The 16,198-nt window shown below is 59.4% G+C and carries 14 protein-coding genes; 4 read left to right on the top strand and 10 right to left on the bottom strand.

Annotation, left to right across the window (positions count from 1 at the left end; translation table 11 throughout):
* The first annotated feature begins 75 nt into the window (after positions 1 to 75).
* A complete protein-coding gene (locus LJ725_RS28015; protein ID WP_082751733.1) occupies positions 76 to 927 on the top strand; it encodes an alpha/beta fold hydrolase in 852 nt (283 codons plus the stop codon).
* 62 nt (positions 928 to 989) lie between these two features.
* Here the strand turns inward: LJ725_RS28015 and LJ725_RS28010 are convergent, their stop codons facing one another.
* The 3 genes from LJ725_RS28010 to LJ725_RS28000 form a co-directional block, all read right to left on the bottom strand.
* Entirely contained in the window at positions 990 to 2,075 is a 1,086-nt protein-coding gene (locus LJ725_RS28010; protein ID WP_068190623.1) for a Zn-dependent alcohol dehydrogenase, read from the bottom strand.
* Between the two features lie 73 nt (positions 2,076 to 2,148).
* Positions 2,149 to 3,303 (bottom strand): acyl-CoA dehydrogenase family protein, encoded by a 1,155-nt coding sequence (locus tag LJ725_RS28005; protein ID WP_068190622.1) that lies wholly within the window; start codon positions 3,301 to 3,303, stop codon positions 2,149 to 2,151.
* Between the two features lie 162 nt (positions 3,304 to 3,465).
* Complete coding sequence (locus LJ725_RS28000) at positions 3,466 to 3,939, bottom strand: hypothetical protein (RefSeq protein WP_156716891.1); 474 nt, start codon at positions 3,937 to 3,939, stop codon at positions 3,466 to 3,468.
* Between the two features lie 449 nt (positions 3,940 to 4,388).
* Here LJ725_RS28000 and LJ725_RS27995 point away from each other — a divergent pair, with 449 nt between their 5' ends.
* Positions 4,389 to 5,027 (top strand): TetR/AcrR family transcriptional regulator, encoded by a 639-nt coding sequence (locus LJ725_RS27995; protein WP_156716890.1) that lies wholly within the window; start codon positions 4,389 to 4,391, stop codon positions 5,025 to 5,027.
* A gap of 96 nt (positions 5,028 to 5,123) precedes the next feature.
* On the opposite strand, the gene LJ725_RS27990 is transcribed toward LJ725_RS27995, so the two are convergent.
* From LJ725_RS27990 to LJ725_RS27960, 7 genes are all read right to left on the bottom strand, one after another.
* Positions 5,124 to 5,918 carry an ABC transporter ATP-binding protein gene (locus LJ725_RS27990; RefSeq protein ID WP_068190617.1) on the bottom strand — a complete coding sequence of 265 codons (795 nt, stop codon included), beginning with the start codon at positions 5,916 to 5,918 and terminating at the stop codon, positions 5,124 to 5,126.
* A gap of 40 nt (positions 5,919 to 5,958) precedes the next feature.
* On the bottom strand, positions 5,959 to 7,209 hold the full coding sequence (locus LJ725_RS27985) for an ABC transporter substrate-binding protein (RefSeq protein ID WP_068190615.1): 1,251 nt from the start codon (positions 7,207 to 7,209) through the stop codon (positions 5,959 to 5,961).
* 35 nt (positions 7,210 to 7,244) lie between these two features.
* Entirely contained in the window at positions 7,245 to 8,264 is a 1,020-nt protein-coding gene (locus LJ725_RS27980; RefSeq protein ID WP_230554241.1) for a branched-chain amino acid ABC transporter permease, read from the bottom strand.
* Between the two features lie 52 nt (positions 8,265 to 8,316).
* Positions 8,317 to 9,213: a branched-chain amino acid ABC transporter permease gene (locus tag LJ725_RS27975; protein WP_068190612.1), complete on the bottom strand. Its 897-nt coding sequence runs from the start codon at positions 9,211 to 9,213 to the stop codon at positions 8,317 to 8,319.
* 9 nt (positions 9,214 to 9,222) lie between these two features.
* A complete protein-coding gene (locus LJ725_RS27970; protein WP_068190610.1) occupies positions 9,223 to 11,163 on the bottom strand; it encodes an AMP-binding protein in 1,941 nt (646 codons plus the stop codon).
* Positions 11,160 to 11,948, bottom strand: coding sequence for an ABC transporter ATP-binding protein (locus LJ725_RS27965; protein ID WP_068190608.1), 789 nt, complete (start codon positions 11,946 to 11,948; stop codon positions 11,160 to 11,162). Before LJ725_RS27965 ends, LJ725_RS27970 begins: the two co-directional genes overlap by 4 nt.
* 322 nt (positions 11,949 to 12,270) lie before the next feature.
* Positions 12,271 to 13,968 (bottom strand): N-acyl-D-amino-acid deacylase family protein, encoded by a 1,698-nt coding sequence (locus tag LJ725_RS27960; protein WP_082751731.1) that lies wholly within the window; start codon positions 13,966 to 13,968, stop codon positions 12,271 to 12,273.
* A gap of 332 nt (positions 13,969 to 14,300) precedes the next feature.
* Here LJ725_RS27960 and LJ725_RS27955 point away from each other — a divergent pair, with 332 nt between their 5' ends.
* Together LJ725_RS27955 and LJ725_RS27950 are read left to right on the top strand one after the other, a co-directional pair.
* Entirely contained in the window at positions 14,301 to 15,395 is a 1,095-nt protein-coding gene (locus tag LJ725_RS27955; protein WP_230554240.1) for an LLM class flavin-dependent oxidoreductase, read from the top strand.
* A 3-nt stretch (positions 15,396 to 15,398) separates the two neighbouring features.
* Positions 15,399 to 16,196, top strand: a complete 798-nt coding sequence (locus LJ725_RS27950) for an SDR family NAD(P)-dependent oxidoreductase (RefSeq protein ID WP_068190600.1) — start codon at positions 15,399 to 15,401, stop codon at positions 16,194 to 16,196.
* Positions 16,197 to 16,198: the final 2 nt, after the last annotated feature.

Raw genomic sequence — 16,198 nt, 5'->3', positions numbered from 1 at the left:
CCACTGCGAACGTATGCCTCTGCCTCAGCATGTCGCTCTGGCGTTGAACTGGTTTTGTGTGTGCAGGAGACGTCAATGAATGAATTGAGTTTGGTGGGCGCTGATGGAAATCGGCTTGCCGCCAGTGTTGCTGGAAATATTGACCAGCCGACGATCCTGCTTGCGCACGGTGGTGGCCAGACGCGACATGCTTGGGGCAACACTATGAAATCGTTGTCCGCCCGAGGCTATCGCGCAGTCGCGCTTGACCTGCGTGGACATGGTGACAGCGATTGGTCAGAACATGGACGTTACGAATTAGACGCATTTGCTGCCGATTTAATCGCAGTTGCTCGACGTCTCGGTCGGCCGCCGGCGGTAGTCGGCGCCTCCCTCGGTGGGCTCGCCGCTCTTGTTGCTGAAGGCGAGAAAGCGCCGGGGACCTTTTCCAGTCTAACGTTGGTTGATGTCACGCCAAGAATGGAGATGGCGGGGATAAATCGTGTCGTGGGCTTCATGACCGCTCACGCTCAGAACGGTTTCGAATCAATCGATGAAGCGGCCGACGTCATTGCCGCCTATCTGCCCAATCGCCAGCGACGCCGAAACCTGAACGGTCTCGCCAAGAACCTTCGGCTCGGACCCGACGGTCGCTACCGATGGCATTGGGATCCACGTTTCATCACGAATGTGCAGCCTCCAGAGCAAGAGCGGCGATTTGACCGACTGGAAAACGCAGCTCGGCGCATTGGCTGCCCGGTTCACCTAATCCGAGGGGGTATGAGCGACCTCGTAAGCGAAGAGGTCACCAAAGCATTTTTGGAGCTTGTTCCACATGCAAGCTATTCAAATGTTGTAGATGCGGGGCATATGGTGGTCGGTGATCAGAACGATCTTTTCTCAGAAGCGGTTCTTGGATTCTTGGAAACCCACTACTCGCCAAAGTAACAAATCCTGGATTACGCCCACAACGGCCGTGATCGAAAGGCCGCTTCGGCGCGCGCGCTGCCTCAGAATTCGATGACCGTCCGGGCCGCTTCGCCTGTCTTGAGCTGCATAAATGCATCGTTAATGCCGGCGAGCCGGATGCGTCCCGAGATGAGCTTGTCGAGCTTCAGATCACCACGCAAATAAAAGTCGACCAGCCGCGGCATATCGATACGAAACTTGTTGGATCCCATTGCGGAGCCCTGGATACGCTTCTCACCAAGAAGCTCCGCACCGGAGACCTCAAACCGGGTGCCGAGTGGCATCATGCCGATAACCGTCGCGGTGCCCCCACGCCGCAACATGCGAAACGCCTGCTCAACAGTCGTCTTCGAGCCAACACACTCGAACGAGTATTCCACGCCGCCACCGGTCATCTCGCGAATGGCCTTGATGGGATCGGTAGCGCTGGCGTCCACCACATCTGTGGCGCCGAATTCCTTCGCCAAGTCGAGTTTGGAAGCTACCTTGTCGATCGCGAATATGCGGCCAGCGCCGGCGATCGCGGCACCGTTGACGGCCGACAGGCCGATGCCACCCAGACCGATCACCGCGACCGTTGATCCGGGTTCGACCTTTGCGGTTCGAAACACCGCCCCCGCGCCGGTCATCACTGCACATCCAATTACCGCTGCCCGGTCCAGCGGCATGTCGGTGCGGATTTTCACGACTGAACGTTCGTGTACCAGCATATATTCGGCGAACGACGAAAGATTGCTGGTGTGCTGGAGTGGCGTCCCCTTCAGCATCATTCGCTGTGGCCCTCTCGGATCGCGGCGCGTGCTAGGGCTGAGGCAGAGGGACAACCGGCCGGTCATGCAGTACTCGCACTCGCCGCAGAACGTCGAGATGCAGGTGATCACGTGATCACCTGGCCTCACGTAGCTCACGTCATCGCCGACCGCCTCAACGACACCGGCCGATTCGTGGCCCAGAACACACGGGCACGGACGCGTATAGAGCCCCTCGATGTAGTGCAGGTCACTATGACAGACGCCTGCAAAGGCGGTGCGAATCAGCACCTCGCCGCGCGCCGGCTCGTCGAGGAGTACTTCTTCGATCCTTAACGGTTCATTGACGGCGTACATAACGGCAGCTTGGGCTTTCATTTCGCTCCTCCATAACGCTTGTATTTGTTCCGTGCGCGTCGTCGACGATCACCGCCCGTGCATCGAAGCTTCGTTACTCTGGCGCTTGGCTCATGACGTTGCGCGCAATGATATTGCGCTGAATCTGGTTGGTGCCTTCGACGATCTGCAGCACCTTGGCGTCTCTAAAGTAACGGTTGATTGGAAACTCGTTGGAAATGCCGGCCGCGCCGAAGAGTTGTACAGCATCGGTGGCAACACGCATCGCGGTGTCGCTGGCGTGGCACTTCGCGATTGCGGCCATGGTCGCTAGAGCACTACCGCCCAGGCCAGAGTCGACGGCGGACGCCGCCCGGTATACCAACTGGCGCGATGCCTCGATCTGTATCGCCATGTCCGCGATCATCCAGCGCACACCCTGAAAGTCACCAACTTGCTGGCCGAACGCACGGCGATCGCGGATAAAAGTGATCGCATGATCCATGGCACCTTGAGCCAAACCGACGCCGCGGGCACCGATGATCGGCCGGGAGTGGTTAAAGGTCTCCATTACAATCTTGAAGCCTTTGCCTTCCACGCCAAGCCGGTTTTCTTCCGGAACGTAGGCGTCCTCTAAGTACAACGCATAGGAAGGGACGCCGCGCGCGCCGAGCTTGTCCTCCTTGCGGCCGACCGTAAAGCCGGGTGTGTCTTTCGGCACGATGAACAGGTTGATACTGCCCGGCGCGTCGGCCTCACCTGTCTTCGCAGCGACGACCACGAAGTCAGCAACACCGGCGTTTGTGCACCAGAGCTTGGAGCCGGTCAGCCGATAGCCTACCCCGTCGCGCTTCGCCCGCGTCCTGATACCAGCGACATCGGAGCCACTCTGAGATTCGGTGACCGAGATCGCACCTCGGAGTTCTCCCGTCGCCAAGCCCGGTAGATATCGTTGCTTCTGCGCGTCGTCGCCACCCGCCAGGATTGCACCGAACGGCACCCATTGAACCAACAATAAATAGGCAGTGTTGTAGCAGACTCGGCCGAGTTCCTCGATAGCCAAGCAAGCAGCCAGCACGCTATTCATGCCACCGTAGTCCACCGGAAACGGCAACGTGAACAAGCCAAGCTCACGTAGCAGATCAAACATGTCCTGCGGGTACTCGCCTTTGGCGTCGATCTCTTGGGCGCGCGCCGCAATTCGCTCGCGCGCCACGCGTCGCACGAGTTCCTGCACTTGGCGCTGTTCGTCTGTTAGGCAATAAACCATACAACCGACGTCACAATTGTCGACCGAGCAGGCATCCCGGTCGCAAGACCGTGCCCCCGACGTTCCGCAATGAACTCACGTTCGCGAGGGCGCCATGAAGGCGAGATGCTATCCAGGGACGGCGGGAACGCGGCGCTGCATGGTGCCCTTCCCTGTGTCGCGCTACTCCGCAGCAAGTCTCGCTTCCCCGAACGCCGGCATGACATCGCGCGCGAACCAACGCAGTTGCTCCGTAAACTCGGCCGGCGACAATCCTTCGGCCCAGTGGATCATGAAATCCTCGAGCCCGGGGTACTTGGCTTCGATCGACTTGATCCCCTCGATGACCTCGGCCGGCGGGCCACAGAACCAAGCCTTTTGCTTCACGCCGTCGCGGATCGAGGGGATCGTCGAAGGCGCGCGCTCGTCATGTGCCGGCTCGACACGGCGGATCGCCTCCTCCTGGCTGCCGGCGAGATACAGTCCGGCGCCCCAGATCATATCCTCGCCGAGCTGCTTGGGCCGACCGTGGCGGGCACAGGCGGCGTGATATTCGCTCACGACGTCGTCGAGGATCTTCTCGCCGTTCAGCGTCACCATGGCCTTGAGACCATAGCGGGCCATCATGTCGATGGTCCTGCCGCTTGCGATCGGCATCCAGATATCGACCGGCAAGTGATTTGAAAGACGCATGTACCTCTAGGATCGATCGTGACGTGTTCTCGGAGGGGTTAACTCGCAGATCTTTACTTGGCCACCGTCACATAGCGGAATAGTGGGTTCGAGGATCTACACAGCTTGAGACACGCGGAAGTCGAAATCCCGGAAGTGCGCCAATTTCGAATGATCATTAGGAACGCTAGGCACGCCATATCAGCGAGTCAAGAGCAGGACGTCCTAAATTGTGCTGCCAACGTTTTGTACCATCGCGACAATGGCGGTCTTATCATTTAGGCCGCGCATGGGTATTATGACGTTTCCAAAATGGGGCATCGCCAGCCTAATCTGGCGGCAAATGCCGCAGTCTTGTTGCGTTTGAGCCAATCCATGCTGGCTCCAAATGGGGGTTTTTGGTGAGTCAAGGAGTATCGGCCCGGTCTCGTCGTGTGTCCCATCCGAAATCGGCGATCACCAAGCAGCGCATCCTTGATGCAGCAGCACGTGCATTCAGTCTCAACGGATATGCTGGGACGACCATTAACGACATTGCGATGACTGCAGGAATGCAAGGCGGTAGCATCTACTATTACTTCGAGTCAAAGGACGACATCCTGCAGGAAGTGCTCGATGTAGGTATAACTCGAGTGTTTTCCGCTGCCCGTCTCGCCATCGGGTCCCTGCCCGCTTCCTCTGCATTCAGCGAAAAGCTCGAGGCCGCGGTGACGGCTCACCTTACGATGCTTTTGCAGCAAGGCGACTATACATCGGCGAACATACGCGTGTTCGAGCAGGCGCCCCCGGCTGTGAAACGCCAGAATCGGAAGCTTCGTACCGCCTATGGCGAATACTGGGGGCAGCTTCTTTCCGAAGGACAGCGCTCAGGAGAGATTCGCAAGAATGTGGACCTGACCATTCTGCGTTTGATGCTTCTCGGTTCAATGAACTGGGCGGTTACATGGTATCGATCAGACCGTATGCCTATTCCCGAGCTAGCTCTGAAATTCTGCGAAGTCGTCTTAAAGGGTGTTGGATTGAGCGATGATCAGCTCGAAAACTCCTCGAGAGGGCGGCGCGCTCGTTCCTGAGCGATTGGGCCCACGGTATCTTGCATTGACTTGGCACTTCGCGTTCAAGGGTCCCGTTGTCCGTCGTCTAAGACTTTCACAACGCGCAACAGAATGTCACGACAGCCAGCGCTTGCGCCTCTTGTAATGCTTGGTGTCGCGGTAGGATTTGCGCGCGCCGCCTTCGTTCAGGCCAAGGTAGAATTCCTTGATGTCGGAGTTGTCGCGCAATTTGTCGCCCGGCCCCTCCAGCACGATGCGGCCGTTTTCCATGACGTAGCCGTGGTCCGCCACGGCCAGCGCCATGGTGGCGTTCTGCTCGACCAGGAGGACAGAGAGCTTTTCCTGCTTCACCAGCCGGTCGACGATGCCGAAAATCTCCTCGACCAGCATGGGCGCCAGGCCGAGCGACGGCTCGTCCAACAGGACGACCTTGGGCCGGCTCATCAGCGCCCGGCCGATCGCCAGCATTTGCTGCTCGCCGCCCGACAGGTAGCCGGACTGCTGGTGCCGTCGCTCCCTCAGCCGCGGAAAATACGTGTAGACCAGCTCGATCCCCTGCTTCACCGCGCTGCCATCCTTCTGGACATGGCCGCCGGCGATCAGGTTTTCTTCCGTGGTCAGGTGTTCGAACACCCGCCTCCCCTCGAATACCTGCGCGAGCCCCAGCCGCGTGACATCGTGGGCGCGCATGCCGTCGATGCGACGGTCGCCGATCTGGATCGTGCCCTTGGTGACCTCGCCGCGCTCGCTGTGCAGGACGCCAGAGATCGCCTTGAGTGTCGTCGTCTTGCCGGCGCCGTTGGCACCCAGCAGGGTCGTGATGGCGCCTTCGCGCACGTCGATCGACACGCCCTTGAGGACGAGGATTACGCGGTCGTAGACGACTTCGATGTTGTTGATTGCCAGCATGGGATGTCGGGCGGCGATTGCTCGCCGCCCGCCCGTTCGTTTAGGATTTCTTGGCTTCTGCCTCGAGATGCTTCTGGATTACGGGCCGGAAGCCTTGGAACCAGTCTTTGGACTTCACGAGCTTGCCACCCTTGACTGTCCAGATCTGGACCCAGCCACCGCCCTCGTGGTCGGTCGGCGTGATCTCCATTGGCGGCACCAAGCCGCCGAGCGTGAAGCCCTTGATCGACTCCATACCCTTCTTGACCTCTTCCGAGGTCGGCGCCGCCCCGCCCTTGGCCTTGATGGCGTTGCGCACGGCCTCGGTATGCAGCGCTGCCATGAAGACGCCGCGATTATAGTAGACGGTCGAGTCCAATTCCTTCGGCAGGGGTTTGCCTTGTGCCTTGTACATCGCCTCGATGTCCTTGATGACTTGGAAGTCCTTGCCAACGCCTGCAAACTGGATACCATTGTAACCTTCGGCCACACCCATGCCGCCGGCCGCGATGATGTCGGCCTCGGCGCTGCCCCACACGAACGCCACCACTTTGCTGAGTGGGAAACCCTTACCCTTCAGTTCCTTGATGGAGACCGATGGCGAGCGTCCGAACAGATGGGTGATGATGAAATCCGGCTTGAAGCGGCTGGTGATGTCGAGGATCTGGGCACCCATCTCGACGCCCGGCGCCGGCACCGCAAAAGTGCGCATTTCGAAGCCTTCGGACTTCACGAGGTCCTCGAGAATGGGTAGCGGTTCCTTGCCCGCTGGGTTGTCGTAGAAGAGATAGGCGATCTTCTTGCCCTTGAGGCTGCCGCCAAGCCTTTCCTTGGCGAAGGCCACCGCAGCACCGGCCTGCGACCAGTAGCTGGCCGCGATCGGGAACGTGTAGGGGAAGCGCTTGCCGTCAGCGGACGAGGCCGTGCCGAAGCCGGGCGACGTACCGAGAATCTTGTCCTCCTCCAGCTTCTTGGTCAACGCCATGGTCGAGGCGGTGCCGAAGAGGCCCTCGAGAACCGCGCCCTCCTTCTTGAAACGCTCATGTGCCTCCATCGCGGGCGGCACCTTGTACTCATTGTCGATCTCGAGGACCTTGATCTTGAAGCCCTCGACGCCGCCCTTACTGTTCACCAGCGCGATGTAGTCGTGATAGCCGGGGCACAAATTCACGCCGACAGTCGCCGTCGGGCCTGTCCGGTCGCACTGCAGGCCGAAGACCAGTTCCTTCTGCGCTGAGGCCTGGCCTCCGCCGAATGCCAGGGTCGCAGTGGTCGCCGCGATACCCAGCCAACTCCTAACGAACCTCGTCATGGGTTCCTCCCTTCGCTTCGCCGTAACGCCCCGCTCTAGTAGGAGAAGGGCCAGACCCGGAAATAGCTCCGGATATTCCGCCACAATCGGTTGAGCCCCTCGGGCTCGACGATCAGGAAAAAGATGATCAGGCCGCCGAATACACCGAGCCGCAGGCCGGAGATGACGTTCGCCATTTCGGCGCTGGTGAAGAACAGCGCTCCGACGTCCTCCATCAGAATACGGATCACGATCGGCAGCAAGGTGACGAACACCGCTCCCAGGATCGATCCCAGCACCGAGCCCAGCCCGCCGATGATGATCATGGCGAGGTAGTCGATCGAGACGATGAGCTGGAACTGCTCGTAGTTGGCGATGCCGAAATAGTAGGTGTAGAGCACCCCGCAAACGCCGGCGTAGAAGGACGAGATCGCGAACGCCAGCAGCTTGTAGCGATAGATGTCGATGCCGATGATCTCGGCTGCGATGTCCTGGTCCCGCACCGCCACGAACGCCCGGCCGATGCGGCTGCGCACCAGGTTGAGCGTCCCCACGATGGCGAGCACGGCGAAGAACAGCAGGAAGAAGTAAAGACTGCCCTGCGTATTGAAGCTGAAGCCGAAGAGGCTCGGCCGGTCGACCTGGATCGAGGCCTGTGCGCCGCCCGAGATGGCCGGCACGTGGTTGATGGTCCATTCGATGATGAGCTGGCCGGCCAGAGTGGCGATCGCGAGATAGAGGCCTTTGATGCGCAGGCTCGGCATGCCGACGATGACGCCGATCGCTGCCGCCATCAGCCCGCCCGCCGGCAACGTGATCCAGAACGGCAGGTCGAGCCTGACGGCGAGATTGGCCGCGGTATAGGCGCCGACCGACATGAAGGCGGCGTGGCCGATCGAGATCTGCCCGGTATAGCCCACGAGAATGTTGAGCCCGAGCGCGCCGACGATGGCGATGAAGATGAGATTGAGGATCGAGAGGTAGTATTCGTGGACCGTAAGCGGCACGATCACGACGAAGATCAGGGCCAGCGCCATCACCGTCCACTTGGCGATCGGCAGCGGATAGAGCGCCATGTCGGCGCGATATGTCGTTTTGAAGACTCCTGACTCGCGATGAAACATGGGCTTACACGCGCTCGATCTTCCGCTTGCCGAAGATGCCGTAGGGCCGGATCATGAGCACGAGGATCATCAGCACATAGGGCGCAAAGTCCTTGGTCCCGCCCCCGACATAGGGGTCGAGATAGCCTGCGGCGAGACTCTCGACGATACCGATGATCAGGCCACCCACCAGCGCGCCGCCGATCGAATCGAGGCCGCCCAGGATCACCACCGGAAACACTTTCAGGCCGACCAGCGCCAGATGGACGTCGACCCCCAGCATGCTGCCCCAGACGATGCCGCCCAGGGCCGACACGACTCCGGCCATCGCCCAGGCCAGCGCGAAATAGCGCTCGACGTTGATGCCCATGGCTTGCGCCACCTGCTGATTGTCGGCCACTGCCCGCATGGCGACGCCCATTCGGCTCTTCTTGAAGAACCAGCTGAACACCAGGAAGAAGACGATCGCCACGATCGCACCCGCGACCTGAATGGGGGGCAGACTGGCCGGTCCAAGGACGATCGGTTCGTCGCCGATCGGAAGCGACACGGCCCTCGTCTCGCTGCCAAAAATGACCGGACCCAGGCCGCGCAGGACGGCCGCGAGGCCGATGGTCGCCATGATCACGGCGACGACGGGGCGGCCGAGCAGCGGCCGCAGCACGACGCGCTCCAGCCCGAAGCCAAAGCCGATCATCACGGCCAGCGTCACCGCGACCGCCACGGCGAGTGGCATACCTTCGATGGAAAGCATCATCGCCACAATCAAGCCCGCCAACATGACGAACTCGCCCTGGGCGAAGTTGATGGCGTCGGTCGCCTTGTAGACCAGCACGAAACCGAGCGCGATCAGCGAGTACATCAACCCGATCGACACGCCGTTTAGCAACAACGCGAAGAGAAAGTCCAGATCTTCGGACATCACCTCTCCTCAAGCCGCCCGCCGCACCGGCGGGGCCGATACGAGGTCGTGGATGGCGATAATGGATGTCATGGTCGACTTGCGACCATCCTCAAAAGTGATCTCCACGGTGACCTCGGCGCTATTCTCGCCGCCATAAAAGGCGTCGATGACGTTGGCGTATTTCTCGGCCACGAACTTACGGCGCACCTTGCGGGTGCGTGTCATCTCGGCGTCGTCGGCCTCGAGTTCCTTGTTGAGCAGCAGGTAACGCCTGGCCTGCTGCATGTCCGGCAGCGTGGCATTGGCCTTGGCGATTTCCTCGCCGATCAGAGTCGCCACCTCGGGCTTGCGGCTGAGATCCATGAAGCTGGTGTAGGCAATGCCGCGCTTCTCGGCCCAGGTCCCGACGGTCTGCATGTCGATGGCGATCATCGCCGCCACGAACGGCCGCTGGTCGCCGAAGGCCACGGCCTCGCGGATGAAGGGGCTGAACTTCAGCTTGTTCTCGATGAACTGTGGCGCGAAGGCCGAGCCGTCGGCCAGCTTTCCGACATCCTTGGCCCGGTCGATGATGACGAGATGGCCCTGCTTGTCGAAGAATCCGGCGTCGCCGGTCTTCAGCCAGCCGTCCGGCGTCATGGTCTCCCGCGTCACGTCCTCCTGCTTGTAGTAGCCGCTGAAGACATTGGAGCCTTTCAGCAGGACCTCGCCGCGGTCGTCGATTTTGACCTCGACGCGCGGCATCGGCCGGCCGACCGTATTGGGGTTGGCCTCGGCGTCGGCCTGGCAGGCTATCATCGCCGTGGCCTCGGTGGCTCCGTAGATCTGCTTCAGGTTGATGCCGAAGGAGCGGAAGAACCGATAGGTATCGGGTCCGAGCGGCGCCCCGCCGGTGTAGCACCAGCGTGCGTTGCGGAGCCCGAGCTGGTCGCGCACCGGCCCGTAAACAAAGATCTCACCCAAGGCGAGGCCCATGTGCTCAATAAGTGTCAAAGGCTTACCATCAGTCCGCTTAAGTTCGCAGCGCTCGGCTAATGCACGAAAATGCTCAAAGGTGCGGTGCTTGAGCGGCGAGGCGTCGCCTGACTTCACCTGCATCGTGGTCAGCATGTTTTCCCAGATGCGCGGCGGCGCCAGCACCGCGTCGGGGCCAAGCTCGCGCAGGTCGCGCTGCACGGTCTCTGGATTCTCCGGACAGTTCGCCGTGGCCTTCGCGACCAACGCCATACCGAGCGAGAAGGCTGCGTCGCCGACCCAGGCCATCGGCAGGTAGGACAGCCAGTCGTCACCCCCTTTGATCTCGTTCACCTCGATGAAGGCCTCGGCCGTCGCGATCATGTTGCGGTGGCTCAGCATGGCGCCCTTGGGCACGCCGGTTGTGCCCGATGTGTAGGCGATCATCGCCGTATCGTCGGCCTTACCCTTGGCGACTTCCCGGGCGCAATAATCTGGATTCGCTCTTCCGAACGCTCTGCCCGCTTCCATCACGCTCTCGAACGAGCACAGGATCGGATCGGCGTAGGCCCACATGCCGCGCGGATCATCGAACACAATCGAACGTAATCTGGGCAATTGGTCCTTGAGCGACAGCGCCTTGTCGACCTGCTCCTGGTCTTCGGCGACGATCACCGAGGTCTCGGCGTGGTTCAGCACATAGACCAGCTCCGAGGCGATCGAATCCTGGTAGACTGGTACTGAAATGCCGCCCAGCGCCTGTGCCGAGAGCTGGGCGAAGTAGAGTTGCGGACGGTTGTCGCCGATCACCGACAGCTTGTCGCCGCGCCCGAAGCCTAGCGACGCCAGCCCGAGAGCGAAATCCTGCACGTGGCCCTGGTAATCGGCCCACGTATAGGTCTGCCAGACGCCGCGCGTCTTTTCACGCATGCCCGCACCGCCCGGATCGGTAGCGGCGTTACGCGCCACAAGCTTGGGCAATGTGTCGGTCTTCGGGGAGCCAACGACACTCATAAACGGCCTCCGCTTTTGGACGTGCCGAGATAGGCCTCGACCACTTTGGGGTGGCGCTGCACCTCATCGGGCGTGCCCGTAGCGATACACCGGCCGCGGTCGAGCACTACAATCTTGTCGGAAATATCCATGACCACGCCCATGTCGTGCTCGATCAGAACGACCGTGACACCGCGCTCCTGATTGACGTCCAGGACGTAGCGCGCCATGTCCTCTTTCTCGTCCTGATTCATGCCGCCCATCGGCTCGTCGAGCAGCAGTACCTTCGGTTCCGACGCCAGTGCCCGCCCCAGCTCGACGCGCTTGCGCAGGCCGTAGGACAGCGACGCGCTCTGCTGTTTGCGCAGATCCTGAAGATTCAGAAACTCGATGATCTCCTCGACGGCTTCGCGGTGGGCGATGTCCTCTTTCTGCGCCATGCCCCAGTAGATGACGCTGGAGAGCACGCCCGCCTTCATCCGCACGTGGCGGCCGAGCATCAGATTGTCGAGAACGGTCAGTCCGCTGAACAGGGCGATGTTCTGGAAGGTGCGGGCGATGCCGAGTGCGGCGATGTCGCTCGGCTTCATCTGGGTGATGTCCTGACCCTCAAGGACAACCCGGCCGGTGTCGGGTCTGTAGAAGCCCGAAATCATATTGAGCAGCGAGGTCTTACCCGCGCCGTTGGGACCGATGATCGACAGGATACCGCCGCGCGGCACGTCGACCGAGACATCCTGCACGGCGGTCACGCCGCCGAATTTCTTGGACAAGGTAGCGACGCCCAGGATCGAAACGTCATCCAACTTTCTTGCCTTTCAACGCCTCAGCTGCACTTCTAAACATCCGCCAATCCGCGCAATCAAAGGCATGTTTGACCGCTACAGAACGGACGACACTGGCAGAGCAATCCAGCCATCGAGTCGGACACCAAGACGCTTTGAAGGAATGATCGCCAACATCTAATGCCTCCCGTGTCGACATTTTTCTAATGTCTATTTGGTTTTGAGGCACCCTATTGGCGATGAGTCGGAACCGTCAAGAGAAAATGGCTACATTAGAAACCTGAAATGGTTCCGCTGCTCGAATTAACCAAGAAACAAGCTAAGCAAGTGATCATTCTAATCTTCAAGCGCCCGCCCGACCGCGCCGCAATAGACGTCCCGGCAGTACCGATCCCGAGTGGTTCAAGAGGTCTCGATTGAATTGCCTCACCAAGGTGCCATTCACAACCACGGCCTCAATGCCCGCTGCGTCGGAAACAAGACGGTCTGCGCCGCTCGGAAGGTCAAAGACCCGGCGAACCTTGCCACTACCGACTGTCGCCGGATCAAACACCACAAGGTCCGCGGGCATGCCCAAAGCAATCAAGCCTCGATCTGAAAGCCCAAATACTTCAGCCGGACGACTGGTTAGCATTCGCACGGCCTCTTCCAGCGAAAATGCCGCTTTTTCACGCACCCAATGGCCAAGGAGATAGGTCGGCAGGCAGGCATCGCAGAGCTGACTTGCATGGGCGCCAGCGTCCGACAAGCCGATCACAGTACAAGCACTCTTCAACAATCCTTCAACTTCGACTTCGTCATGATTTGCTACAGGCATACGGAAACGCGCATCTAGATTTGTGGCCAGCGCGAGATCGAGAAGCAAATCAGTTGGTTTGACTTTTCGTTCTCGTGAAACCTCTACCAACAGCCGTTCTTCCAACTTCGGGTCGGGGCTGAATTGCGAAATGATCGTCTTTGCGAACGCTGACCGGAAGGCCGCTCTTGCGCTCCGCTCCATTACGTCCGCGAATGCATTTCGAAAGCTCGGATCGGCATAGATGCGACGCTTGCCTTCTAGATCTGCCGCAGCAACTGGCTTGAATAAGGACATCGGCTCAAAAAGAAACGGTTGCTTGAGCTGGTATTCAAACATGAGCGCGCGAGGCGTAACTTGCGGAAAGATTGGCAACCCCTCCGCCGCCAATTCCTCAGATCGACGAAGCTGCTCTCGGTGATCGCCTGCTCCGAGTGATAGCCCTGTCAGCAATGCTGTCCAGGTGACAGGACGACCTGTCGCTCGCGCAATTTCTGCGAATTCCGCCAAGAACAACTCTTTACCAACAGTCGCTTGGAAAATTCCACTACCTACCTCACCCAATACTTTGGCTAGTGAAATTATCTCCGATACTTCCGCAGCCCGGCTCGGAACCGGCTTTCCACCGTAGCCTACGTGGGTTGAAGCCTTTGAAGTGGCAAATCCGACTGCCCCGGCGACAAGCGCCTCTCGAACGAGTTCACGCATATGCGCTACTTCGTCGGGCCGCGCCGGCCGTTCGACAGCCTCCTCTCCCATAACGTAAAAGCGTATCGGTGTGTGGCCGATGAGAACACCGACATTGATCGCACTGCCTTGGCGTTCAATCGCGTCGAGGTACTGAGGAAACGATTCGAAGGGCCACGTTGGCCCGAGCCCAGCCTCCAGCGCGTCGACGCTCATGCCTTCGACTTTTTCCAAGGTTCGGAGAATTAGGTTGCGATGATCCGGCCGGGTCGGCGCGACGCCAAAGCCGCAATTCCCCATCACGACGGTAGTAACGCCATGCCAAGGCGAAATGCTAAGCATCCGGTCCCACATGATCTGGGCATCGTAGTGGGTGTGAATGTCAACAAAGCCAGGCGCTACGACTAATCCGCCGGCGTCGATTGTTTGTTCACCTTTGCCAGGTGCCTCGCCGATAGCAATAATCCGGCCATCCTTTACGCCGATATCGCCACGGATTCGCTCCCGCCCCGTGCCATCTACAATACTGCCGCCGACAATCTTCAGATCGTAGGTCATACTGCGCACCCCTCACTGTACTGGCCGTAGCTGAAACGCCCGATCAAGAAGTGCAAGGCGGTTGGCACTCAAACCGCCGTCGAAATATTCACCCTGTTCCCGTCGGCGAAGGATTACGGCGATTGCGCTTCGCATATGAGACAATTGCCACCTGCAGCCCGATTAGCATTGCACACAGAACAAATTCTAATTAATGCTAGAAATAGTCAAGCATCAAATCAGCGTCCTCTCGCCTCTCTCAGAATGAACCTTCGATGGCGCTGCGGAGGATGAAACTCTTCTTCGTTGACCTAATGCTCCACATCTGAGGAAACGCCACGATGCATGTCGGAATGAGCACATTCTTTCAGAACCTGGCGGGTCTGACAGACCGTCAGGTCTACCGCCACGAAGTCGCGATGGCTGATCTCGCTGAACCTCTTGGCTTCGATTCGGTCTGGGCTGCCGAGCATCACTTTGACAACTACACAATGTGCCCGAACGTTGCACAATTCTTGACCTACATGGCTGGCCGAACCAAACGCGTTAAACTTGGATCCATGGTCATGGTGCTTCCCTGGCACGATCCAGTTCGCCTGGCCGAAGAAGTCTCCGTACTCGATCACGTTTCCGATGGCAGGGCGATCCTCGGTATCGGACGCGGTCTAGGGCGCATTGAATTTGATGGTTTCCGTGCCGTCATGGGTGAGTCGCGGCAGCGGTTCGTGGAATACTCTGAGGCGATTCTCAATGCGTTGGAAACGGGCTGGATTGAGAGCGCAGGCCAACTCTACCGCCAGCCAAGAACAGCAATCCGACCCTCTCCTCACTCCAGCTTCAAGGGACGCGTGTACGCTTCAGCGGTATCCCCAGAATCTGCCCGTATCATGGCCCGGCTAGGCGTCGGCCTTTTGATCATCGCGCAGAAGCCTTGGGATAAAACGGTTGCTGAGCTCAACGCATATCGCGAAATATATCGGGAAATTCACAACAACGCAGAACCGCCGAAGCCGATAGTCGCTTGTTTCATCTGCTGTAATGAGGATGCGGCAGCAGCGGACGCAATGCATGATAAGTACACTCGTGGCTACAGCCGCTCAGCGCTTGATCACTATGAGTTTCACAACGAAGGTCTCGCCGACATCAAAGGATACGAGTACTACGGCGCTTTAGCGCAGAACATTCGAAAGCACGGCGTCGATGCCTTTGTGAATTTCCTTGCGGACCTGCAGGTACGCGGGACGCCACAGCAAGTCTACGACCAGATGCTTCAGTATCAGCATCTCACCGATTGCGCCGGCTTCATTGGTATTTTCAGCTTTGGCGGGATGCCCCATGACGTTGCTGAAGCGAACATGCGCCTTTTCGCAAAAGAGGTTCTTCCCCGACTCCAGGCATTAGAGGTGGGTGCATCGGTTGGAACGCCCCTGGCGATCGCAGCTGAGTAGCCAATGGTCGACATCGGTCTCGGTGGCAAATCCGTACTGGTCACGGGCGGCGCGTCCAACATTGGGCGCGCCATCGTGTTTGCCTTAGCTCGGGAAGACGCCAATATCGTCTTTGCCGATATCGATGAAGAGCAGGCACAGCGAACACTTAAAGAGGCAGCCAAGCAAGGCAAGGGGCGGATCAGCTTCCAAGCAGCGGACGTGACAAGGGAAGAGGACGTAAACGCGCTCATCGAGCGCACGATGGCCGAACACGGACGCCTCGATGTCCTGGTCAATAACGTCGGATGGGACCGCCCGTCAGCGTTCGTCAGACAGTCGACGAAGCACTGGCGACAACTGATCGAGGTCAATCTGGTATCGACGATCTTGTGCACCCAAGCTGCGTTGCCTCGGCTCGTCGACGCCGGTGCAGGCGCGATTGTTTCAGTCAGCTCAGATGCCAGCTTTGGCGAGCCTCGCGAAGCGGTCTATGGGGCCGCGAAGGCCGGCGTAAATACCTTCATGAAGGCAATTGCAAAGGAATACGGTCGCCACGGCATCCGGTGCAATGTTGTGGCTCCAGGCTTGATCTTGCCGACAGCCGCTGAAGAGATTGGCACCAACAGTCTGTGGGTCGGCCGTGATGCCTTCTTTTCCGATGAACAAGTGGAGAAAGCTAGGAAAGTGATTCCTCTCGGCAAGGTTGGCCGAGCCGCCGATATTGCCAATGCAGTGCTGTTCTTCGCCTCACCCGGGATGGCTGGACATATCTCCGGGCAAGTGTTGAGCGTGAGCGGCGGTTATGCGACCCCAGGCTGAAC

This window comes from Reyranella aquatilis, assembly GCF_020880995.1.
GTDB lineage: Bacteria > Pseudomonadota > Alphaproteobacteria > Reyranellales > Reyranellaceae > Reyranella > Reyranella aquatilis.
The sequence above is the reverse complement of the archived record's forward strand: the minus strand, read 5'-3'. Positions and strand labels throughout refer to the sequence as shown.

What these genes read in the sequence shown, in the direction of transcription:
- LJ725_RS28015 (WP_082751733.1), top strand. Translation starts at nt 76, where the DNA reads ATGAATGAATTGAGTTTGGTGGGCGCTGATGGAAATCGGCTTGCCGCC.
- LJ725_RS28010 (WP_068190623.1), bottom strand. Translation starts at nt 2,075, where the DNA reads ATGAAAGCCCAAGCTGCCGTTATGTACGCCGTCAATGAACCGTTAAGG.
- LJ725_RS28005 (WP_068190622.1), bottom strand. Translation starts at nt 3,303, where the DNA reads ATGGTTTATTGCCTAACAGACGAACAGCGCCAAGTGCAGGAACTCGTG.
- LJ725_RS28000 (WP_156716891.1), bottom strand. Translation starts at nt 3,939, where the DNA reads ATGCCGATCGCAAGCGGCAGGACCATCGACATGATGGCCCGCTATGGT.
- LJ725_RS27990 (WP_068190617.1), bottom strand. Translation starts at nt 5,918, where the DNA reads ATGCTGGCAATCAACAACATCGAAGTCGTCTACGACCGCGTAATCCTC.
- LJ725_RS27985 (WP_068190615.1), bottom strand. Translation starts at nt 7,209, where the DNA reads ATGACGAGGTTCGTTAGGAGTTGGCTGGGTATCGCGGCGACCACTGCG.
- LJ725_RS27980 (WP_230554241.1), bottom strand. Translation starts at nt 8,264, where the DNA reads ATGGCGCTCTATCCGCTGCCGATCGCCAAGTGGACGGTGATGGCGCTG.
- LJ725_RS27975 (WP_068190612.1), bottom strand. Translation starts at nt 9,213, where the DNA reads ATGTCCGAAGATCTGGACTTTCTCTTCGCGTTGTTGCTAAACGGCGTG.
- LJ725_RS27970 (WP_068190610.1), bottom strand. Translation starts at nt 11,163, where the DNA reads ATGAGTGTCGTTGGCTCCCCGAAGACCGACACATTGCCCAAGCTTGTG.
- LJ725_RS27960 (WP_082751731.1), bottom strand. Translation starts at nt 13,968, where the DNA reads ATGACCTACGATCTGAAGATTGTCGGCGGCAGTATTGTAGATGGCACG.
- LJ725_RS27955 (WP_230554240.1), top strand. Translation starts at nt 14,301, where the DNA reads ATGAGCACATTCTTTCAGAACCTGGCGGGTCTGACAGACCGTCAGGTC.
- LJ725_RS27950 (WP_068190600.1), top strand. Translation starts at nt 15,399, where the DNA reads ATGGTCGACATCGGTCTCGGTGGCAAATCCGTACTGGTCACGGGCGGC.